Here is an 18,917-nt window from a genome sequence, read left to right on the forward strand (position 1 = left end):
TATCCGATGGCTGTCTTTCCGCGCCGCCGCCTCGCCGCGGTGGCCCTCGCCGCCACGACCGCCCTGCTCGTCACCGCCGGCTGCGGCGGCGGTGACGACGCCGAGGCGGACGGGCCGATCACGCTGACCGTCGACGTCTTCGGCCAGTTCGGCTACGACCAGCTCTACCAGGAGTACATGGCCGCGCACCCCGGCGTGAAGATCGTCGAGCGGGGCACCGGCAGCAACCTCGACGAGTACTCGCCGAAGCTGACCCAGTGGCTCGCCGCCGGCCGGGGCGCCGGCGACATCGTGGCCATCGAGGAGGGCCTGCTGGTCGAGTACAAGGCCAACCCCGGCAACTTCGTCAACCTGCTGGACCACGGCGCCGCCGACCTCAAGGGCAACTTCCTGGAATGGAAGTGGAACGCCGGCCTGACCCCGGACGGCAAGCAGCTCATCGGCCTCGGCACCGACGTCGGCGGCATCGCCATGTGCTACCGCAAGGACCTCTTCGAAAAGGCGGGCCTGCCCACCGAACGGGACGCGGTGTCGAAGCTCTGGCCGACCTGGCAGGACTACATCGCCACCGGTGAGAAGTTCGTCGCGGCCAAGACCGGGGCGTCCTTCCTCGACGCGGCCACCAACACGTTCAACACGATCCTGCTGCAGACCGCCGGCAACACCACCGGCTACAGCTACTACGACACCAACGGCAACGTCGTGGTCGACAGCAACCCGGCGGTACGGCAGGCCTGGGACACCACCATGGACATCATCGACTCGGGCCTCTCCGGCAAGTACGGCTCCTGGTCCGAGGAGTGGGTGTCGGCCTTCAAGCAGTCGAAGTTCGCCACCATCGCCTGCCCCGCCTGGATGACCGGTGTCATCGAGCAGAACTCCGGCCCGGCTGCCAAGGGCAAGTGGGACATCGCCCGGGTGCCCGGCAACGGCGGCAACTGGGGCGGGTCGCACCTCGCCGTGCCGAAGCAGAGCAAGCACCAGGCCGAGGCCATCGAGCTGGCGAAGTTCCTGACCAGCGCCAAGGGCCAGATCGGCGCGTTCAAGGCCAAGGGTCCGCTGCCCTCCTCGCCGCAGGCGCTCGACGACCCGGCGATCGCCGGCTCGACCAACGCGTACTTCTCCGGGGCGCCCGTCGGAGCGATCTTCGGCACCGGCGCGAAGAGCCTGAAGCCGGTCTACATGGGCCCCAAGAACCAGGCCGTCCGCACGGAGGTGGAGAACGCCGTACGGACCGTGGAGCTGGGCCAGCGCAGCCCCACGCAGGGCTGGACGGACGCGGTGACCAACGCGAAGAAGGCCGCCGCCAAGTAGCCCGAGCCAGCGTGCGGGCGGGCTCCGGGACCCGGGGTCCCGCCCGCACGACGGAAAGGAGTCCCCGGGCATGACCGTCCAGCTCGACGCCCGACCGCCGGTCGCACCGGCAACCGGGCACCAACGCCGATCGTCGGGTCGGCTCAGCCGGCTCGACACCCGCTTCTCGCCGTACCTCTTCATCGCCCCGTTCTTCCTGATCTTCGGAGTCTTCGGGGCGTATCCGCTGGCGTACACCTTCTGGGTCTCGCTGCACGACTGGGACCTGCTCGGCACCGACCACCCGTTCGTCGGCGCGGAGAACTACACCCGGCTGCTCGCCGACGCCGACTTCTGGCACGCGCTGGTCAACACGATGGGCATCTTCGTCATCTCCACGGTGCCGCAGCTGCTCGCCGCGCTCTGGCTGGCCAACCTCCTGAATCGAGGGCTGCGGGCGCGTACGGGCTGGCGGATGGCGGTGCTCGTCCCCAACGTCACCTCCACCGCCGCCGTGGCGATCGTCTTCGGGGTGCTCTTCGGCCGCGAGTTCGGCATGATCAACTGGCTGCTCGACCTGGTCGGGATGGACGCGATCGAGTGGAAGTCCAACCGGGTCGCCTCCTGGGTGGCCATCTCCGCCATGGTCGACTGGCGGTGGACCGGCTACAACGCGCTGATCCTGCTGGCCGCGATGCAGGCCATCCCCCGCGACCTGTACGAGGCGGCGGCGATCGACGGCGCCAACCGGGCCCGGCAGTTCTGGTCGGTCACCGTGCCGCTGCTCAAACCGACGATCATCTTCTGCACGATCATCGCCACCATCGGCGGCCTGCAACTCTTCACCGAGCCCCGGATGTTCAACTCCGGCACCAACCCGATCCGGGGCGGACCGCTGCGCGAGTCGCAGACCCTGACCATGTACATGTTCGAGAACGCCTTCGCGCCGCACTACAACTTCGGTTACGGCTCGGCGGTGGCGTGGCTCCTCTTCGCGCTCATCGCGATCGTCGCGGCGGTCAACGTGCTGATCCTGCGCCGACTCGGCGGCGGGGCCGGCCCTCGCAAAGGAGCAACCCGATGAGCCGCCTCTGGCGGGCGAGCCCGCTCACCTACCTGGCCCTGATGTTCGCCGCCGTTCTGTCGATCTTCCCGATCTGGTGGATGTTCGTCGTCGCCAGTCGCAGCAACGACGCGATGGGCCAACTGCCACCCCCGGTCACACCGGGCGGCAACCTGGGCGCGAACATCGCCCGCCTGTTCGACAACACCGACGCGTACTTCCTCACCGGTCTGATCAACTCGGTGATCGTGGCCACCACGGTGACCGTCTCGGTGGTGTTCTTCTCCAGCCTGGCCGGGTTCGCCTTCGCGAAGCTGCGCTTCCGGGGGCGCAACGCGCTGCTGTTGGTGATCATCGCGACGATGATGGTGCCGACGCAGCTCGGCGTGATCCCGCTCTATCTGCTCATGACCAAGTTGCAGTGGAACGACCGGCTGCCCGCGGTGATCGTCCCGGTGCTGGTCACCGGCTTCGGGGTGTTCATGATGCGGCAGTACGCCGGCCAGGCCATCAGCGACGAGCTCATCGAGGCCGCCCGGATGGACGGCTGCGGCACCCCGCGGATCTGGTGGCACGTGGTGCTGCCGGCGCTGCGCCCGGCCGCCGCCGTGCTCGGCCTGCTCACGTTCATGACCACGTGGAACGACTTCCTGTGGCCGTACGCTGTGCTGAACGACCCGGCGAACCCGACCGTTCAGCTCTCCCTGCGAGCGCTGTCCGACGGGTATTACCAGGACATGTCGCAGGTGTTCACCGGGACGGCCATCGCGACGCTCCCCCTGCTGCTGGTCTTCGTGCTGTTCGGCCGCCAGATCATCGGCGGGATCATGGAAGGTGCGGTCAAGGCGTGAATGAACTCCGGTTTCCCGAGCACTTCCTCTGGGGTGCGGCCACCGCCGCGTACCAGATCGAGGGCGCGGCCCGCGACGATGGTCGCGGCCCGTCCATCTGGGACACCTTCTGCCGTACGCCAGGCAAGGTGTACCAGGGCCACACCGGCGACGTCGCCTGCGACCACTACCACCGGTACGCCGACGACGTGGCGCTGATGGCCGAGCTGGGCCTGCGGGCGTACCGGTTCTCGGTCGCCTGGCCCCGGATCCAGCCCGACGGCAGCGGCCCGGTCAACCCGCGCGGGCTGGACTTCTACGACCGGCTCACCGACACCCTGCTCGCCCGGGGCATCGATCCGATCGTCACCCTCTACCACTGGGACCTGCCGCAGAGCCTGGAAGACCGGGGCGGCTGGACCAACCGGGACACCGCCGAGCACTTCGCCACGTACGCCACCGCCGTGTACGCCCGCCTCGGCGACCGGATCGACGTCTGGACCACGCTCAACGAGCCGTGGTGCTCGGCCTACCTCGGTTACGGCAACGGGGTGCACGCGCCGGGCGAGCAGGACGGCGCGGCGGCCTTCACCGCCGTACACCATCTGCTGCTCGGGCACGGCCTGGCGGCGCGGGCGCTGCGGGCGGCCGGCGCGCGCAGCGTCGGCATCACCGTCAACCCGGCCGATGTACGGCCGGCGGACCCGCAGAGCGCGGCCGACGCCGCCGCCGTCCGCCTGGTCGACGGCCTGCACAACCGGATCTTCCTCGACCCGCTGCTGGCCGGGGGCTATCCCGACGACGTACGCGAGCACGTGGCCCGCATCGTCGAGCCGACGTTCATCCGCGACGGCGACGAGAAGCTGATCGCCGCCCCGATCGACCTGCTCGGCATCAACTACTACGCGCCCACCTACGTCGCCGGCCGCCCCGACGGCGACGGCGACGGCGCCTACCCGGGCACCGAGGGCGCGGTGCACTTCCTGCCGCCGGCCGGGCCGCTCACCGACATGGGCTGGATGATCGAGCCGTCCGGGCTGACCCGGTTGTTGGAGCGGATCGCCACCGACTACCCGGGTGTGCCGCTGCTGATCACCGAGAACGGCGCGGCGTTCCCCGACAAGGCGGGCACCGACTCGCCGGCCGGGCCGGGACAGGTGATCGACAACGACCGGATCGCCTACCTCGACGGGCACCTGCGGGCGGCGCACGAGGCGATCTCCCGGGGCGTGGATCTGCGCGGGTATCTCGTATGGTCATTCCTGGACAACTTCGAGTGGTCGGAGGGTTACCGCAAGCGGTTCGGGATCGTGCACGTCGACTACCTGACCCAGCGGCGCACACCGAAGGCCAGCGCCCGGTGGTACCAGGAGGTGATCTCCCGGAACGGGCTGTGACGAGCGGGGGGAGAGTCGCGATGACCACTGCGCAGCGGCCGACGCTCGAGGCGGTGGCGGCACGGGCCGGGGTGTCCCGGGCCACCGTCTCCCGGGTCGTCAACGGCTCCACCACCGTCGCCGAACCCATCCGGGAGGCCGTCAACCGGGCGGTCGCCGAGCTGGGGTACGTGCCCAACCTGGCCGCCCGCAGCCTGGTCACCCAGCGGACCGACTCGATCGCCCTGGTCATGCCGGAGGCGGCCACCCGGGTCTTCTCCGACGACCAGGTCTTCCCCGGCATCATCCGGGGCGTCAGTCAGGAGTTGGAGGCCGCCGACAAGCAACTGGTCCTGATGCTGGCCGGCTCACCGGCCGGGCACCAGCGGGTCGAGCGGTACACCACCGGTCGCCACGTCGACGGAGTGCTCTTCGCCTCGCTGCACGGCGCCGATCCGCTGCCCGGCACGCTGGCCCGGCTCGGCATCCCCGTGGTGGTCAGCGGCCGGCCGCTCGGCGACGTACCCGTGCCGTACGTCGACGTGGACCACGTCGGCGGGGTCACCGCCGCCGTCCGACACATGATCGACGGTGGTCGTCGGCGGATCGCCACCATCGCCGGCCCGCAGGACATGGTCGCCGGGATCGAACGGCTGATCGGCTACCGGGAGACGGTCGCCGCCGCCGGGCTGCCCGAGCTGATCGCCGTCGGCGACTTCACCCGGGAGTCCGGTGCGGCGGCGATGGACCGCCTGCTCGCCGACCATCCCGACCTGGACGGGGTGTTCGCCGCCTCCGACCTGATGGCACACGCCGCCCTGCGCACGCTGCGCGCGGCCGGCCGGCGGGTGCCGGAGGACGTCGCGGTGATCGGCTTCGACGACATCGAAACCGCCGCCTACACCGAGCCGCCGCTGACGACCGTCCGGCAACCGATCGTGGAACTCGGCCGACGGATGACCCGGCAACTGCTCCGGCTGGCGGCCGGCGAAGCGATCGAACCGGCCGTCATGCTCGATACCGAGCTGATCATCCGCGCGTCGGCCTGACCCGTCTCGCTCTCAAGATCCGCTTTCAAGATCCGCACAACTTCGGTGTTGTTGCTGCTTCCCGGCGTCGGGAGGCAGCAACAACCCTGAAGTTGCTGCCCGGCGCGTTAATGCGTCGCCACCGTGCGCGATCGTCGTTAGCCTCGCCGGCATGCCGGATCCTGTCGCGTTGCTGCACGTGCCCGCTCTCTCCGACGTCGCCGAGTACGCGTACGCGGCCACCGTCGAGCCGCCCGCCCGCCTGGTGTTCACCGCCGGGGCGTGCCCGCTGGACGCCGAGGGCCGCACCGTCGCGCCGGGTGACCATGCCGCGCAGGCCCGGCAGGTGCTGGCGAACATGGAGACCGCCCTCGGCGCGGCCGACGCGCGGCTCACCGACGTCGTCAAGACCACCGTGTACGTGGCATCGTCGCGGCAGGCCGACCTGGTGACCGTCTGGGAGGTGGTCCGGGACTTCTTCGGCGACCACGATCCGCCCAGCACCCTGCTGGGTGTGGCCGTGCTCGGCTACACCGACCAGCTCGTCGAGGTCGAGGCCGTCGCCGCCGTACGGACGGGGGCCTGAGATGCGCATCCGTGTGGCGCAGCCCGACGACGCCCCGGGCGTGGTGGCCCTGCGGGCGAACGTCCACCCGTACCTGGTGCGTGGGGTCGAGTCGACCCGCAAGATGATCGCCGAACCACCGCCGATCGACGGCTGGACCGCGTTCGTGGCCGAGGTCGACGGCCAGGTGGTCGGCTGGACGTCCGCCGAGCCCAACACCTCGACATCGGTGCAGGGTTTCGGCGACGTCAGCATGCTGCACGTGCACCCCGAGCACCGCCGCAGGGGAATCGGGACGGCGCTGTTGACCGCCGCGACCGACCACCTCCGCCCTCTCGGGGTCCGCCGCGTACGCACCATGGCCGCAGCGGACTCGCTGCCCTTCGCCCGCCGGCACGGTTTCACGCCCAGCCGCGAGGTGCGCTACTCGGCGCTGGACCTGACCCCGCCGCCCGCGCTGCCCGAGCCGCCTCCGGGTGTACGACTGCGGCCGATCGCCGAGCTGGACCCGCACCTGCTCTACGAGGCGAACGTCGCCGCAGCCGTCGACGAACCCGGTGACGTACCCGTCGACGCGGTCACCTTCGAGAGCTGGCAGTACGACGTGTGGGACAACCTCGGACTGGACAAGACCGCCAGCACCGCCGCCGAGGTCGACGGCGAGGTGGCCGCGTTCAGCCTGGTCAAGCGGGACGGGGAGCGGATGTGGTCGGACTACACCTGTTCCGTCCCGACGTACCGGGGTCGAGGGCTCGCCCGACTGGCCAAGACGGCGGCGCTGCACCGGGCCGCCGAAGCCGGCGTACGGGTCGCGTACACCTCGAACGACGAGTCCAACGCGCCGATGCTGGCGATCAACGCCCGGCTGGGCTACCGACCGGTGGCGACCCTGTGGGCCTGCCTGGCCGACCTGACCTGATCAGTCAGCTCGGTTGTCGCTGCGCGGGCGCGTCCACTCCAGGAACCGCGCGACGTACACCGCGGGGTCCGGGCGCAAGCCGAGCTTCAGCGCGTCGGCGAACGCCTCCCACGCGAGCGTGGTCAACATGAGCAGCATCCCGACCCGGTCGCCATGCCAGCGGGACAGCAGCGACAACCGCGCGGCTGAACACGGCCAGTGGACACCGCAGCGGGTACAGCGCCAGTGCGGCAGGCCGGCATGATGCGGGCGCGGTCGCGGGCTCATCCGGCGCGTGTGAGCTTGCGGGCAGGAGCGTTCAGCAGTTGTACGCCTTCGCGGCGCACGTAAAGCTCACGCCGGGCGACCGCGTCACCGCGTGCGCCCAGCTCGTACGCGTCGAGCCACACCCACCCGTCGTACGTGTCCCACTGCAACTCACGGATGACCCGCACGGTGATCGGGCGCAGGAACTGCACGCTCGCGGTGGCCGACAGGCGTAGCAGGTCGCCGGCCCGGAATGTCGGTCCTGGTGCTGCGGGCATGTCTCCCCCTCCGATGGGCTAGGAGGGGCCGCCCCTGAGTGCTCGCCCACGGGACGGCCCCGGGCTGACACCGCCGCCGGGCTACGCCTCCACCAGCAGTGCCGCTCAACTGACACACTGCCCAGAGGAGCTGGACGGCTACACCCCGTAGATATACGTTCAATAGACGTTGGGGACGTCCAGTAGGAGGCGACCATGAATCAGGCACTACGGGCTGCACTGGCGGACTCGGGCGAGACTGTGGAGAGTCTTGCCGAGCAGGTGGGGGTAGACCCGAAGACTGTCGCACGGTGGGTCACGCCGGGCAGAGTTCCCCACCCCCGCCATCGAGCGGCTGCGGCGAGCGCCCTGGGGCTTGAAGTGCGGGACATTTGGCCGGACGTTTTGAAGCGCCGTGAGCCGGCGTGGCTGCGGCCGTGGGTCGAGACAGAGCTCCAGGCGACCGCCCTCCGCGCGTTTCAGGTTTCTGTGATTCCCGGTCTGCTACAGACACCGGAGTACGCGTCGCTAGTCCTCAGTAGCGGGTTGTTGGACGCGGACGAGGTTGCGGATTACGTCGAAACGCGACTCCGCCGACAGGCGGCGGTCCTTAACCGGCGTAAGCCCCCGCTCTTCATCGCGGTCATCGACGAATGCGCGTTGCGCCGCGGGGAGCCGGACATCATGCATCCCCAGCTAGACCACCTGATCGAAATGGCGCAGCGGCCTAACACCTTCCTTCATGTGTTACCGCTTGACGCGGGCATGCACGCCGGGCAGGCCGGACCGTTCGTCATTGCTACCACCGAGGATGGCGACGTGGGATACCTGGACGACCAGGCAGCCGGCCGACTGACCAACGAGACAGCCCCGCTCTGGGCCATCTGGGATACGCTGCGATCAGTGGCTCTTCCACGCCGCCACACCATCGACTTCTTGAAGGCACGAACATGGCTGACCTGACCGGCGCCGAATGGCGTACCAGCACCCGAAGCAGCTCTAACGGCGGCGACTGCGTCGAGGTCGCGGACAACCTGCCGGGCGTCGTCGCGGTCCGCGACTCGAAGGATCGCGATGGCGGCACGCTCCGGTTCGACCGTCACACCTGGCGGGGCTTCGTCGACATGGTGAAGACCGCCGCCCTCTGAGCAGCCGCATCAACAAGACCCTCGGGTAGACCGGGGGTCTTTCGGTATGCCCACTGCCGGCGATGGCGCAGCGATACGACGAGATCTTGGACAGTTTCCGTTAGCTGCTAACGGAAACTGTCCAAGATCTGCGGCCGGACCCGCGGGGCCGGCGGGTCCCCGGGGCCGGCCGGGACCGACGGGCCGGCCGGGACCGGCGGGCGCGGCAGCGCCGCGCGAGCGCGTCGCACTTCGAATCCTTGATCACTTGATGGTGACCAGTTCGAACCCGCTTCTGACAACTGGTCAGCATCACGTGATCAAGGAGGGAGCGCGCGCCCTACGCGACGTCGAAGACTTCGCGTGCCGTCGCGTACGTATCCGCGCCGAAGAGCACCAGGCGGGCCTCGGTGACGGTGGCCGGAGTGGCCGACCGCAGCACCGACAGCGCCTGGCGGACCGCGTCGTCGACCGGCCACCCGTAGATGCCGGCGGAGACCAGCGGAAACGCGACCGTCGTCGCGCCCAACTCGTCTGCCACGCGCAGGCTGTTGGCGTAACAGTCGCGCAGCAGCGCCGAGCGGTCCTCGGTGGACGACCAGACCGGGCCGACGGTGTGGATCACCCAACGGGCGGGCAGCTCGCCGGCGGTGGTTGCCACCGCCTGGCCGGTGGGCAGGCCCTTGCCGTACCGGGACGCCCGCAGCGCCCGGCACTCGGCCAGGATGGCTGGCCCGCCGCGTCGGTGGATGGCACCGTCGACTCCGCCGCCGCCGAGCAGGGACGAGTTCGCGGCGTTGACGACGGCATCCACCCGCTGGGCGGTGATGTCCCCCTCGACCAGGGTGATCTCCATGTCAGCTCTCCTCGATCGACTGGCCCAACGAGCGGCGGGCCAGCAGGGTGGCACCGGCGACCGCGGCCGGCATGACCAGCACCGCGCCGAGCGGAATGAGGAAGCAGAGGAAGACCGCCACCCCGAAGCCGAGCGCCATGGGCCGGTCCGCCTTGAGGATCGTCCGGCGTTGCGGCAGCCGCATACCGCGTCGGTAGAACGGTGCTCCGACCAGCTCGACGGCGAGGAACCAACCACCCACCGCCGCCCCGATCACCGGGACGACCGTCTGACCGACCACCGGGATGAAACCGGCGAGAAAGAGCGGGATGCCGACCAGCGCCGTGAGGGCCACCAGGCGTACCGAGTCGGCGAGGCTGCGGCGCAGTGACGACCAGAACGGCACGTCCACGGCGTCCGGGGTGCCGCCGAGCCGTTCCTCGACCCGCTCGGAGATCTTCTCGTAGAACGGATCGCCGATGACCAGGGTGACCGCGGTGAAGGCGAGGACACCGAGCAGGCCACCGAGCCCCAGGAAGGCCAGCCCGGCGATCACCCGGACCAGGCTGCGGGTGGTGCTCGACCAGTCGTCGGCGAACGGCGTGACCAGCGCGGCCAGGTCGTCCACGAAGTACACCAGGGTGACGAGCGCGGCCACGAAGAGGGCACCGGAGATCAGCGCCGGCACGATGCCGAGCAGCATCAGCTTCGGGCTGCGGACGTAGAGGCCCAGCCCGCGCAGGAGCAGCCTGACCCCGAGGAAGAAGCGTCCGACGGCCCCGGTCACCGGGCTGGCGATTTTGCTGGCGTCCACGATCGAGCAGCCTAACCAGCCGTGCTCGAATCCGCCGGGCAGCGCGCCCCGGCGGCGAGCGGCACCGGGCAGGATGGGCGGGTGCGCGCGTCCCGACTGATCTCACTGCTGCTGCTGTTGCAGGCGCGCGGGTCGATGACGGCGGGCGAGCTGGCACGGGAGCTGGAGATTTCCGAGCGGACCGTCTACCGGGACGTCCTGGCGCTCTCCGCAGCGGGCGTGCCCGTCTACGCAGACCGGGGTCGGGCCGGCGGTTACCGCCTGCTCGGCGGCTATCGCACCCGGCTAACCGGTTTGACCCGGGACGAGGCGGAGGCGCTCTTCCTCGCTGGGCTACCCGGGCCCGCCGGTGAGATGGGGCTCGCCGACGCGGTCGCGTCCGCCGAGCTGAAGGTGCTCGCCGCGCTGCCACCCGCCCTGCGCGACGCGCCGGCCCGTACCGGGCAGCGGTTCCACCTGGACGTGCCGGGCTGGTTCCGGGAGACGCCGCCGCCACCGTGGCTGGCCGAGCTGGCGCGGGCGGTCTGGAGCGATCGGGTGGTGGATCTGCGCTACCGACGCGGCGAGAAGGAGGTGACCCGCCGGGTCCAGCCGTACGGCCTGGTGCTCAAGAGCGGCGTCTGGTATCTGGTCGGCCGGGTCGGCGAGGATGTCCGCACCTACCGGGTGGACCGCGTGACCGGGGTCGAGGTGGGCGAGGAGCACTTCGAGCGCAACGAGGGCTTCGACCTGGCCGGGCACTGGCGGGAGCAGGCCGGGGAATTCCTGCGGACCATGCTGCGGGCCGAGGTGACCGTCCGGCTCAGCCCCGCCGGCCTGCGTCAGCTCCGACGCCTGGTCGATGCCCCTTACGTGTACGACGAGGTGGTCGCCTCCGTGGGCGAGCCCGACGAGCAGGGCTGGGTGGTGGCCCGGCTGCCCGTCGAGTCGGTCGGCGTCGCGTACGCCCAGTTGCTGGCGCTGGGCCCGGAGGTGGAGGCGCTCGACCCGCCGGAGCTGCGCGCGGAAATGGCGGGCGCGGCACGCCGGGCCGCCGCACGCTACGACGGCCCGACCGTGCCGTGACACCGGTCAGCGGGCCAGCAGGTCAGCGGCCCGCCGGTGACCGGTCAGCGGGTCAGCGGTAGCCGGTGACGTCGGCCGGCTTGCCGGCGCCGACCACCTCGGTGATGTACCGGATGGCCTCCGGCTGGCTGCCGTCGACGTCGGTGAAGCCGTACACCTTCGACAGCGTGCCCGCGTCGACGGACTGGCCGTTCCAGCGGGCCTTCTCCTCGTCGGCGGCGAGCGCTGCCACCGCGCGGCCGACGAAGGCCGGCGTCTCCGAGATGAGGAAGTGCGGGTCGGTGGCGGCCCCGTCGCGCCAGTTCTCCTCGGTGACGCCGAAGTGCTCCAGCATGGCCTCGGAGCGGAGCCAGCCGGGGGTGAGCGCGACCGCCGTGCCACCGTGCGGCTTCAGCTCGTGCGCCTGGGTGAAGGCGAGCCGGTTGACCGAGACCTTGGCCAGGTCGTAGAAGACCGAGAGGCGGTAGTTCTCGTCGTTGTACGCCTTGGTGCCGTCGCCGATCTCCACGACCAGGCCACCGGGCTGACGGATCAGCAGCGGCAGGGCGAATTGGCTGGTGATGATGTGCGTGTCGACGGCCAGCCGCAGGGTGCGGAAACCCGCCTCCAGCGGCTGCTCCCAGACCGGCTTGTCCCAGGTCACCAGGGGGTCGCCGCCCCAGATGTCGTTGACCAGCACGTCGAGTCGGCCCTGCTCGGCGTCGATCCGGGCGACCAGGTCGCGGACCTGTTCGGGCACCAGGTGGTCGACCTGCACGGCGACGCCGGTGCCGCCGGCCGCGGTGACCAGCTCGGCGGTCTCCTCGATGGTCTCCGGCCGGTCCATCTCCGAACGGCCGGCGCGGCTGCTGCGACCGGTGGCGTACACGGTGGCGCCGGCGGCACCCAACTGGACCGCGATCTGTCGACCGGCGCCCCGCGTGGCACCGGCGACGAGCGCGATCTTTCCTGCGAGCGGTTGTGTCATGCCTGCGAGGCTGCCAGCGATACCTGACAGCCGGCGTCCGAATTTGTCAGTCCACCAACCGGACGCGGACCCGGCGGTTGGCCCGACCCTTGCTCTCCACCTTGACCACCTGCACCTTGCCGATCTGGGCGGTGGACGCGACATGGGTGCCGCCGTCGGCCTGCACGTCCAGTCCGACGATGTCGACGATCCGGACCTCCTGCTCGTCCGGCGGGATGAGGTTGGACTGGGTACGGATGATGTCCGGAAGGGCCAGCGCCTCGGTGCGCGGCAGCACCCGGGTGGCGACCGCGCGGTCGGCGGCCACCTCGGCGTTGACCAGCTCCTCGATGCGACTCTTGAAGTCCGGCGGAACCTCGGGGAGGTTGAAGTCCATCCGGGCCTCGCCCGGCTCCATCGAGTTGCCGGTGACGAGCGCGCCGAAGTCGCGGAACACCACACCGCAGAGCACGTGCAGCCCGGAGTGGGTACGCATCAGACGGGTGCGGCGCTCGTCCTCCACCGCGCCGACGACCTCGGTGCCGACCGGCGGCAGCGGGTCACCCTCGGCGGGGATCAGGTACGGGTCGTCGCCCTTGCGGGTGCCGACGATCCGGGTCTGCACGCCCTGCCAGAGCAACACGCCGTGATCCGGCGGTTGGCCGCCGCCGCCCGGGTAGAACGCCGAGCGGTCCAGGACGATGCCCTGCTCCGGGTCGGCGTGCAGGACCGTGCAGGTCCACTCACGCAGGGTCGGGTCGGCGAGATCCAGCCGGTGCGTCCGGCCATGCTGTGTGACGCCCATGACAGGCCACGTTACCCGTTGAGGAAGCCGGAGATCCGCTCCCGCAGGTCGGCGCGTTCCGTCCAGAGCACCCCCGGTCGGTCGTACACGTGCAGGGTGGCCTGGGGCAGCGCGGCGGCGAGCTGCTCGGCGACCTCGACCGGGTGCAGGTCGTCGCCCGCGCAGCCGATCACCAGGGCCGGCGCGGTGACCGCCGCCAGGGCGGTCGCGTCCTGCAGCGGCGCCTGCTCCGGAAGCGTGGCCAGGCCGTCGGCCAGACCGTCGCGGAGCAGCTGGTCGAGCCGCTGCCGCAGGTACGCCCAGCCGGCCGGCGTGTTGCGGACCGCCGCCGGCAGCTCCAGCGCGACGACGTCGGCGACCGCCGACGCCTCGCCGCTCTCGACGGCCTCCAGCAGGGCGGTGATGCGGTCCCGGGCGACCGGACCGCGGGGCTGGTCGAGGACCGCCGGCAGGAAGAACACCAGTTTCTCGAAGCGCTCCGGGCTCTCGGCCAGCAGGCGGCACAGTGCGCCCGCGCCGAGGCTCGCCCCGAACGCCCGGCTGGCGCCGCCCAGATCCGCGATGGCCCGCAGATCGCGGGCCAGGTCGAGGTAGGTCCACGGGCCGGCCGGCGCCTCGGAGCGACCGTGACCCCGGAACTGGAAGAACAGCCGACGACCGGCCACCCCGCTGCCGAACGGGCGTGTGGTGGCGATCCCGTTGCCCAGCCCGTGCGCGAACACGGTGACCGGGTCACCGACGCCGGTGACCAGGCGCTCCAGCTGCACGCCGTGCGGGGTGGCGACCAGCTCCGTCTCCGGCTCCGGCAGAGCCGGCCGGCCGGTACGCGGCCCGCCCGGACCCGGCCCCCAGGTGCGGGGGCCGCTGTCGGGCGGAGGCGGCCAGCGAAAACCTCTCACCAGAACCCTTTGCCGTCACTGAGGTCGCGGAGACCGACCCGGACGTCGAGCAGATAGATCAGCGCGGCGGCGATGCCGATCAGTCCGAAGAGGCTGATCGGACCGCGGCTGAGCAGGATCAGCACGAGGCAGACCGCCAGGATGGCGATCCAGCCACCCTTGGGCAGCGTCCCGATGGCGGAGAAGGCGTCGGAGCGCTGCGTGATGGCATGCACCAACGCGACACCCTGGATGATCAACGCGAAGACGAGCAGGATCAGCTCGATCACGTAACGGACTTCGAACGCGAAGATCGGCGCGGCGGTGGCCATGCCGGCAAGTTTATGTCGGCGACCCCGACTACGTCCGTCAAGGACGCCGTCGGGATCGCCGACAGGACGAACTACTCGGCCGCCGGGCGGGTCCGCTTGGTGGCCCGGGGCAGCTTGGCCGACGGGGTCTCGGCCGGCTTCGCGGCCTTCGCCCGGGCAGCCTTCTTGACGGCGGCCGGCTTGGCCTCGGCGATCTCGGCCACCTCGGCCGGGCTCGGCACCTCGGCCGGGGCCGGGGTCACAGCCGGGGCGGTGGCAGCCGGCGCGGCCGGGGCGGGCGCGGCCTGGGTGGCCTCGATGTCGGCGTTGACCGTCTCGGCGGCCTCCAGCACACCGGCGCCGACGACCCGCTCACCACGGGCCACCAGCGCGCCGTACGCGGCGTACGCCCGCTCCTGCGCGGCCTGGGCACCGGCGATCACCACGGCGGCGTTGCGGGTCGCGGCGGTCCGCAACTTGTCGATGTCGGCGACCTCGCGGAGCTTGGTCAGGTCGGCCGCCTCGCGGAGCTTGGTCAGGTCAGCCGCCTCGCGCAGCTTGGCCAGGTCCAGCTCGGCCTGCGCGCGACCGCGCAGGGTCTCGGCGGTCTCGTTGGCGGTACGCAGCGTCTCGGTGGCCTTCTGGCGCAGCTCGAAACCGGTCAGCACGGCCCGGCCGCCGAGGTCGGCGACGACCCGGGTGCCGTGGAGACCGACGGCCGCGGGCAGCTTGCGCAACTGCTCGAGGGCCAACTCGGCGGCACCGGCGGCGGCGTAGATCGGGGCGGGGATGCGGTTGGTCTTCGGCTCGGTCATGACGTCTCCTCCTCGGCCGCCTCGGCGGCCTTGCGGACCGCCGGTCCGGCGGCCTTCTTCTCGGGGGTGCTGGTGCTGCTCTTCTCGGGGGTGCTGGTGCTGCTGCCCGGGGCGGGGGCGGTGCCCGCCTCGGTGACGGCGACCGACTCGAGCACGGCCTCGGTCGGGGTGCCGCCCGCGGTGGTGGGGCCGGTGGCGGCCAGGTTGGCCACGTCGGCCGGCTCGTCGGCGACGTCGGTCGGGGTGGAGGACCTGGTCACTCCGGTGGTGCCGGCGACGTCCGGGCTTCCGCTGGCCGGGCCCTCGGCGGCCGGACCCTCGGCGGCCGGGCTCTCGGCGGCGGCCTTGGCCTCGGCGAGGCGGGCGTTCTCCCGGCGGAACGTCTCGTAGATCTGGCTGAGCGACTGCTTCTGGGCCATCGTGAGATCGGGGTCCACCGCGATGGCGGCGAGCACGCCGTGGCCCTCCTTGTCGTCGAGCAGCCCGGCCCGCAGGTACATCGCCGGGGTCGAGACCCGTAGCGCGCTGGCCAGTTGCTGGAGCACCTCGGCGCTGGGCTTGCGCAGCCCGCGCTCGATCTGGCTGAGGTACGGGTTGCTGACCCCCGCCTGCTCGGCGAGCTGGCGCAGCGAGATCTTGGCGTTGCGCCGCAGATCGCGGATGAACCCGCCGACGTCGGGAAGGTCCTTGGGTGTGGCCATGGACCCGACGCTAATGCCGCCTGCTAGCTCTTGCAAGCGAAATGCTTGCCAAAGTTAGCAAGGTCTCAGCGTCACGTTTGCGCGCCGCTCGCCGGATCCGTACGGTCCGTTGGTGCACAAGATCACAGTCAACGGAGCACTTCTCGCGTACGACGAGGTCGGCAGCGGTTCGCCCGTCGTGCTGCTGCACGCCGGCATCGCGGACCGGCGGATGTGGCGGGGCGTCGTGCCCGCGCTCGCCGCCCGGCACCGGGTGATCGTCCCGGACCTGCGCGGGTACGGCGACTCCGAGCTGCCCCCGACGCCGTTCGCGCACCACGACGACGTGGCCGGCCTGCTGGACGCCCTCGACCTGCCCCGGGCCGCGCTGGTCGGCTGCTCCTTCGGTGGATCGGTCGCCGTCGACACCGCGCTCGCGCACCCGGACCGGGTGAGCGCGCTCGCCCTCTTCGACACGGCGCTCTCCGGCAACGAGTGGTCCGACGAGGCCAACGACCTCTGGGACGACCTGGTCGGCGAGGTCGACCCGGACGACTTCGTCGCCGGGGCGGCCGGCGAGGTGCGGTTCTGGGTGGTCGGGCCCGGCCGCCAGCCGGCCGACGTCGACCCCGAACTGCTGGCGTTCGCGCAGGAGATGGACCAGCGCGCCCTGGCCGCCGAGCTCGCGCTCGGCGCGGTGGAGGTGGGCGAGCTGACGCCTCCGGCGATCGGCCGCCTCAGCGAGCTGCGGGTGCCCGTCCTGGTCACCGCCGGCGCCGCCGACGTACCGGACATCAGCCGCCTCGCCGACCGGATCGCCGCCGAGGTCCCCGGCGCGGTACGGCTGCCGGATGTGCCGGATGCCGCACACCTGTTGCCGCTGGAGCGTCCGGAGCCCGTCAACGCCGCCCTGCTCGACTTCCTGAGCTGACCGGCGGCGCGCGCAGCCCTGACCGCGCGGCGCGCGCAGCCCTGACCGCCCCTCGGCCAGCGACGCCAAGGGGCCGCCGACAGCCCCGCACCCCCGCCGCCAGCAGACCCGCCGCCAACGACGGGGCTGACGCCACGACGAGCGCTATACCTCAGAGTCAGATTCATGCCTGTGAGGTATAGCGCTCGATCAGGCGTTGGCCGCCGTGCCGGGCAGCCGGATCGCCGACCGGTGGACCGGTGGTGTCACCAGAGCGGGCGGACCGCCCCGACCGGAACGCCACCGCCGAAGAGCGGCACCTCGGCGTACTCGGCCAGCACCGGCGCGTCCACACCGAGCCGGCGCAGCGCGGAGACCAGCACCGGCATCCGGGCCCGGTCGGCTCCATCGTCGATCTTCAGAGCCACCGCGCCGACGCCCGGCAGCCCCACCGCGAACACGCCCTCGGCGCCGACCTTGGCCAGCAGGCCCGGGACACCGCGCATCAGCCGGGTGTCGTCGGCCTGGGTGCCACCGACGATCTCCGGGTGCGCCCGCATCGCGTCGGCCACCGTGCGCGGCGCCGAGCCCGGCTCGGCGCCGACCAGCCGGAGGTACGCCCCGGCCAGGCCGGTCAGCGACACCGCCAGCACCGGGGCACCGCAGCCGTCCACCCCCACCGCCGCCGCCTGCTCGCCGGTGAACTCCTCGATGGCGGCTCGCAACCCCTGCTGCAACGGGTGCTCCGACCGCCAGTAGCCGTCCCGCGGCCACCCGGCGGCCTCGCAGGTCAGCAGCATTCCGCTGTGCTTGCCGGAGCAGTTCATCTGCACCCGGCTCGGCCCGCCCCCGGCCCGCAGCACCGCCTCCCGGGCCGCCGCACCCACCGGCAGGTCGGGCGGGCAGTGCAGCGCCGAGGCGTCCAGCCCGGCCCGGTCGAGGAGCGCGCCGACCCGGGCCAGGTGGAAGTCCTCCCCCGCGTGGCTCGCCGAGACCAACGCCAGGTCGGCCGGATCGGTAAGCGTCAGGCCGGCGCGGAGCATCCCGATCGCCTGCATCGGCTTGCTGGCCGAGCGCGGGAAGATCGGCGCGGTCACGTCCCCGGCGGTCGCCAGCGGCGCCCCGGCGGCGTCCAGCACCACCACCGAGCCGCGGTGCGCGCCCTCCACGAACCCGGACCGGACCACCTCGGCGAGCGGCACGCCGCCCTCGTACGTCTTTCCCACGTGCTGGACGGTACCGAGGGGCCGAGGCTGTCCGTCGGCGGGGTGACCAGGTGGTCCACCGCCCGGGTGACAGGGGCGCGGAAGGTGTCCGGCCTTACAGCCCGAGCAGCGCGCGGGCCTCGGTGGTGGTCAGCGGCGGTCGCTGGGCGAGTTGGGCGAAGCCGACCGCGCGGGCGACCAACTGCATGTTGGACTCGACCGCCCGACCCTTGGCGTACGTCACCGTGTCCTCCATGCCGACCCGCAGGTGCCCGCCGGTGGACAGCGAGGCGAGCATGACCGGGATCGTGCTGCGGCCGATGCCAGTGGCCGAGAAGGTGGTGCCCGCGGGCAGGTCCGCCAGCATCCGGTGGGCGGCGACAAGCGTCTCGGTGGTGCCCGGCATGCCGCCCGGCACCCCCATCACGAAGTCGACGTGCACGTGACCGCCCGCCGGCAGGCCGTACTTGCCGAGCAGCCGCTGCAACGCGGACAGGTGGCCGAGGTCGAAGATCTCGTACTCCGGCACGATGCCGCGCTCCTGCATCCGGGTGTGCAGGTCGACGATGAACTCCCAGCGGTTGAGGAAGACGTCGTCGCCGAAGTTGACCGTGCCCATGGTGCAGGAGGCCATGTCCGGACCCGCGTCGAGCACGGCGAGCCGGGACGCCTCCGGGTCGGTCACCGCGCCGCCGGAGGAGAGCTGCACGATCAGGTCGGTGCTCTCCCGCAGTGCCGCCACCGTCTCGGCCAGCCGGGCCGGGTCGAGGGTCGGCCGCGCCTCGTCGTCGCGGATGTGAACGTGGATCACGGCGGCGCCGAGCGCCTCGCACTCCTTGGCGGTGAGCAGCAGCTCGTCCAGGGTCACCGGCAGCGCCGGCACCTCCGCCTTGGCCGACTCCGCGCCCGTCGGGGCCACCGTGATCAACGTCCCTGTCGTCATGCCGGC

General features: G+C 71.6%; 23 protein-coding genes. 11 read left to right on the forward strand and 12 right to left on the reverse strand.

Annotated elements, in window-relative coordinates; genetic code table 11:
* Nucleotides 1–6 precede the first annotated feature (6 nt).
* The 7 genes from ABZT87_RS13245 (at nt 7) to ABZT87_RS13275 (ending at nt 7,074) form a co-directional block, all read left to right on the forward strand.
* Nucleotides 7–1,314 (forward strand): extracellular solute-binding protein, encoded by a 1,308-nt coding sequence (locus ABZT87_RS13245; RefSeq protein ID WP_355135585.1) that lies wholly within the window; start codon nt 7–9, stop codon nt 1,312–1,314.
* A 70-nt stretch (nt 1,315–1,384) separates the two neighbouring features.
* A complete protein-coding gene (locus ABZT87_RS13250) occupies nt 1,385–2,377 on the forward strand; it encodes a sugar ABC transporter permease (protein WP_355064500.1) in 993 nt (330 codons plus the stop codon).
* The gene (locus ABZT87_RS13255) at nt 2,374–3,207 is read left to right on the forward strand and encodes a carbohydrate ABC transporter permease (RefSeq protein WP_354859777.1); all 834 of its coding nucleotides are present in this window, start codon (nt 2,374–2,376) and stop codon (nt 3,205–3,207) included. The genes ABZT87_RS13250 and ABZT87_RS13255 overlap by 4 nt, the downstream gene beginning before the upstream one ends.
* On the forward strand, nt 3,204–4,583 hold the full coding sequence (locus ABZT87_RS13260; protein ID WP_354859778.1) for a GH1 family beta-glucosidase: 1,380 nt from the start codon (nt 3,204–3,206) through the stop codon (nt 4,581–4,583). Before ABZT87_RS13255 ends, ABZT87_RS13260 begins: the two co-directional genes overlap by 4 nt.
* Before the next feature lie 20 nt (nt 4,584–4,603).
* The gene (locus ABZT87_RS13265) at nt 4,604–5,611 is read left to right on the forward strand and encodes a LacI family DNA-binding transcriptional regulator (protein ID WP_354859779.1); all 1,008 of its coding nucleotides are present in this window, start codon (nt 4,604–4,606) and stop codon (nt 5,609–5,611) included.
* Nucleotides 5,612–5,762: 151 nt separating this feature from the next.
* Nucleotides 5,763–6,176: a RidA family protein gene (locus ABZT87_RS13270; RefSeq protein ID WP_355135587.1), complete on the forward strand. Its 414-nt coding sequence runs from the start codon at nt 5,763–5,765 to the stop codon at nt 6,174–6,176.
* A 1-nt stretch (nt 6,177) separates the two neighbouring features.
* Entirely contained in the window at nt 6,178–7,074 is an 897-nt protein-coding gene (locus ABZT87_RS13275) for a GNAT family N-acetyltransferase (protein ID WP_355135589.1), read from the forward strand.
* Here ABZT87_RS13275 and ABZT87_RS13280 read toward each other — a convergent pair whose 3' ends face one another.
* Together ABZT87_RS13280 and ABZT87_RS13285 are read right to left on the reverse strand one after the other, a co-directional pair.
* A complete protein-coding gene (locus ABZT87_RS13280) occupies nt 7,075–7,203 on the reverse strand; it encodes a hypothetical protein (RefSeq protein ID WP_355064494.1) in 129 nt (42 codons plus the stop codon). It abuts the gene before it with no gap.
* Nucleotides 7,204–7,337: 134 nt separating this feature from the next.
* A complete protein-coding gene (locus tag ABZT87_RS13285; protein ID WP_355135591.1) occupies nt 7,338–7,598 on the reverse strand; it encodes a hypothetical protein in 261 nt (86 codons plus the stop codon).
* A gap of 195 nt (nt 7,599–7,793) precedes the next feature.
* Between ABZT87_RS13285 and ABZT87_RS13290 the strand changes: the two genes are divergently transcribed.
* Both ABZT87_RS13290 and ABZT87_RS13295 read left to right on the forward strand, forming a co-directional pair.
* Nucleotides 7,794–8,540 (forward strand): helix-turn-helix transcriptional regulator, encoded by a 747-nt coding sequence (locus tag ABZT87_RS13290; RefSeq protein ID WP_355135593.1) that lies wholly within the window; start codon nt 7,794–7,796, stop codon nt 8,538–8,540.
* A complete protein-coding gene (locus tag ABZT87_RS13295; RefSeq protein WP_354859857.1) occupies nt 8,537–8,725 on the forward strand; it encodes a DUF397 domain-containing protein in 189 nt (62 codons plus the stop codon). Before ABZT87_RS13290 ends, ABZT87_RS13295 begins: the two co-directional genes overlap by 4 nt.
* A gap of 319 nt (nt 8,726–9,044) precedes the next feature.
* On the opposite strand, the gene ABZT87_RS13300 is transcribed toward ABZT87_RS13295, so the two are convergent.
* Nucleotides 9,045–9,560: an O-acetyl-ADP-ribose deacetylase gene (locus ABZT87_RS13300; protein ID WP_355135595.1), complete on the reverse strand. Its 516-nt coding sequence runs from the start codon at nt 9,558–9,560 to the stop codon at nt 9,045–9,047.
* A gap of 1 nt (nt 9,561) precedes the next feature.
* Nucleotides 9,562–10,353 carry an EI24 domain-containing protein gene (locus ABZT87_RS13305; protein ID WP_355135597.1) on the reverse strand — a complete coding sequence of 264 codons (792 nt, stop codon included), beginning with the start codon at nt 10,351–10,353 and terminating at the stop codon, nt 9,562–9,564.
* 81 nt (nt 10,354–10,434) lie between these two features.
* Here ABZT87_RS13305 and ABZT87_RS13310 point away from each other — a divergent pair, with 81 nt between their 5' ends.
* Nucleotides 10,435–11,418, forward strand: coding sequence for a YafY family protein (locus ABZT87_RS13310; RefSeq protein WP_355135915.1), 984 nt, complete (start codon nt 10,435–10,437; stop codon nt 11,416–11,418).
* 52 nt (nt 11,419–11,470) lie between these two features.
* Here the strand turns inward: ABZT87_RS13310 and ABZT87_RS13315 are convergent, their stop codons facing one another.
* From ABZT87_RS13315 to ABZT87_RS13340, 6 genes are all read right to left on the reverse strand, one after another.
* Complete coding sequence (locus tag ABZT87_RS13315) at nt 11,471–12,385, reverse strand: SDR family oxidoreductase (protein ID WP_355135599.1); 915 nt, start codon at nt 12,383–12,385, stop codon at nt 11,471–11,473.
* A gap of 46 nt (nt 12,386–12,431) precedes the next feature.
* Entirely contained in the window at nt 12,432–13,169 is a 738-nt protein-coding gene (locus ABZT87_RS13320) for an alanyl-tRNA editing protein (RefSeq protein WP_355135601.1), read from the reverse strand.
* An 11-nt stretch (nt 13,170–13,180) separates the two neighbouring features.
* Nucleotides 13,181–14,068: an alpha/beta hydrolase gene (locus tag ABZT87_RS13325; protein ID WP_355064485.1), complete on the reverse strand. Its 888-nt coding sequence runs from the start codon at nt 14,066–14,068 to the stop codon at nt 13,181–13,183.
* Nucleotides 14,065–14,379, reverse strand: coding sequence for a DUF2516 family protein (locus tag ABZT87_RS13330; RefSeq protein WP_234582317.1), 315 nt, complete (start codon nt 14,377–14,379; stop codon nt 14,065–14,067). The genes ABZT87_RS13325 and ABZT87_RS13330 overlap by 4 nt, the downstream gene beginning before the upstream one ends.
* Nucleotides 14,380–14,450: 71 nt before the next feature.
* Entirely contained in the window at nt 14,451–15,173 is a 723-nt protein-coding gene (locus tag ABZT87_RS13335) for a hypothetical protein (protein WP_354859806.1), read from the reverse strand.
* Complete coding sequence (locus ABZT87_RS13340) at nt 15,170–15,874, reverse strand: helix-turn-helix domain-containing protein (protein ID WP_354859808.1); 705 nt, start codon at nt 15,872–15,874, stop codon at nt 15,170–15,172. Before ABZT87_RS13340 ends, ABZT87_RS13335 begins: the two co-directional genes overlap by 4 nt.
* A gap of 112 nt (nt 15,875–15,986) precedes the next feature.
* On the opposite strand from ABZT87_RS13340, the gene ABZT87_RS13345 reads away from it, so the two are divergent.
* Entirely contained in the window at nt 15,987–16,784 is a 798-nt protein-coding gene (locus tag ABZT87_RS13345; RefSeq protein ID WP_355135603.1) for an alpha/beta hydrolase, read from the forward strand.
* A gap of 245 nt (nt 16,785–17,029) precedes the next feature.
* Here ABZT87_RS13345 and ABZT87_RS13350 read toward each other — a convergent pair whose 3' ends face one another.
* Nucleotides 17,030–17,989, reverse strand: coding sequence for an asparaginase (locus tag ABZT87_RS13350; RefSeq protein ID WP_355135605.1), 960 nt, complete (start codon nt 17,987–17,989; stop codon nt 17,030–17,032).
* 94 nt (nt 17,990–18,083) lie between these two features.
* Nucleotides 18,084–18,911: a 3-keto-5-aminohexanoate cleavage protein gene (locus ABZT87_RS13355; RefSeq protein WP_354859816.1), complete on the reverse strand. Its 828-nt coding sequence runs from the start codon at nt 18,909–18,911 to the stop codon at nt 18,084–18,086.
* Nucleotides 18,912–18,917 lie beyond the last annotated feature (6 nt).

The organism is Micromonospora sp. NPDC005237 (assembly GCF_040607775.1).
GTDB lineage: Bacteria > Actinomycetota > Actinomycetes > Mycobacteriales > Micromonosporaceae > Micromonospora.

Excerpts from the sequence above, each read along its gene's own strand:
- ABZT87_RS13285 (WP_355135591.1), bottom strand. The coding sequence starts at position 7,598 with ATGCCCGCAGCACCAGGACCGACATTCCGGGCCGGCGACCTGCTACGC.
- ABZT87_RS13250 (WP_355064500.1), top strand. The coding sequence starts at position 1,385 with ATGACCGTCCAGCTCGACGCCCGACCGCCGGTCGCACCGGCAACCGGG.
- ABZT87_RS13290 (WP_355135593.1), top strand. The coding sequence starts at position 7,794 with ATGAATCAGGCACTACGGGCTGCACTGGCGGACTCGGGCGAGACTGTG.
- ABZT87_RS13320 (WP_355135601.1), bottom strand. The coding sequence starts at position 13,169 with ATGGGCGTCACACAGCATGGCCGGACGCACCGGCTGGATCTCGCCGAC.
- ABZT87_RS13300 (WP_355135595.1), bottom strand. The coding sequence starts at position 9,560 with ATGGAGATCACCCTGGTCGAGGGGGACATCACCGCCCAGCGGGTGGAT.
- ABZT87_RS13245 (WP_355135585.1), top strand. The coding sequence starts at position 7 with ATGGCTGTCTTTCCGCGCCGCCGCCTCGCCGCGGTGGCCCTCGCCGCC.
- ABZT87_RS13335 (WP_354859806.1), bottom strand. The coding sequence starts at position 15,173 with ATGACCGAGCCGAAGACCAACCGCATCCCCGCCCCGATCTACGCCGCC.
- ABZT87_RS13280 (WP_355064494.1), bottom strand. The coding sequence starts at position 7,203 with ATGTTGACCACGCTCGCGTGGGAGGCGTTCGCCGACGCGCTGAAGCTC.
- ABZT87_RS13315 (WP_355135599.1), bottom strand. The coding sequence starts at position 12,385 with ATGACACAACCGCTCGCAGGAAAGATCGCGCTCGTCGCCGGTGCCACG.
- ABZT87_RS13275 (WP_355135589.1), top strand. The coding sequence starts at position 6,178 with ATGCGCATCCGTGTGGCGCAGCCCGACGACGCCCCGGGCGTGGTGGCC.
- ABZT87_RS13255 (WP_354859777.1), top strand. The coding sequence starts at position 2,374 with ATGAGCCGCCTCTGGCGGGCGAGCCCGCTCACCTACCTGGCCCTGATG.
- ABZT87_RS13270 (WP_355135587.1), top strand. The coding sequence starts at position 5,763 with ATGCCGGATCCTGTCGCGTTGCTGCACGTGCCCGCTCTCTCCGACGTC.
- ABZT87_RS13330 (WP_234582317.1), bottom strand. The coding sequence starts at position 14,379 with ATGGCCACCGCCGCGCCGATCTTCGCGTTCGAAGTCCGTTACGTGATC.
- ABZT87_RS13340 (WP_354859808.1), bottom strand. The coding sequence starts at position 15,874 with ATGGCCACACCCAAGGACCTTCCCGACGTCGGCGGGTTCATCCGCGAT.
- ABZT87_RS13355 (WP_354859816.1), bottom strand. The coding sequence starts at position 18,911 with ATGACGACAGGGACGTTGATCACGGTGGCCCCGACGGGCGCGGAGTCG.
- ABZT87_RS13265 (WP_354859779.1), top strand. The coding sequence starts at position 4,604 with ATGACCACTGCGCAGCGGCCGACGCTCGAGGCGGTGGCGGCACGGGCC.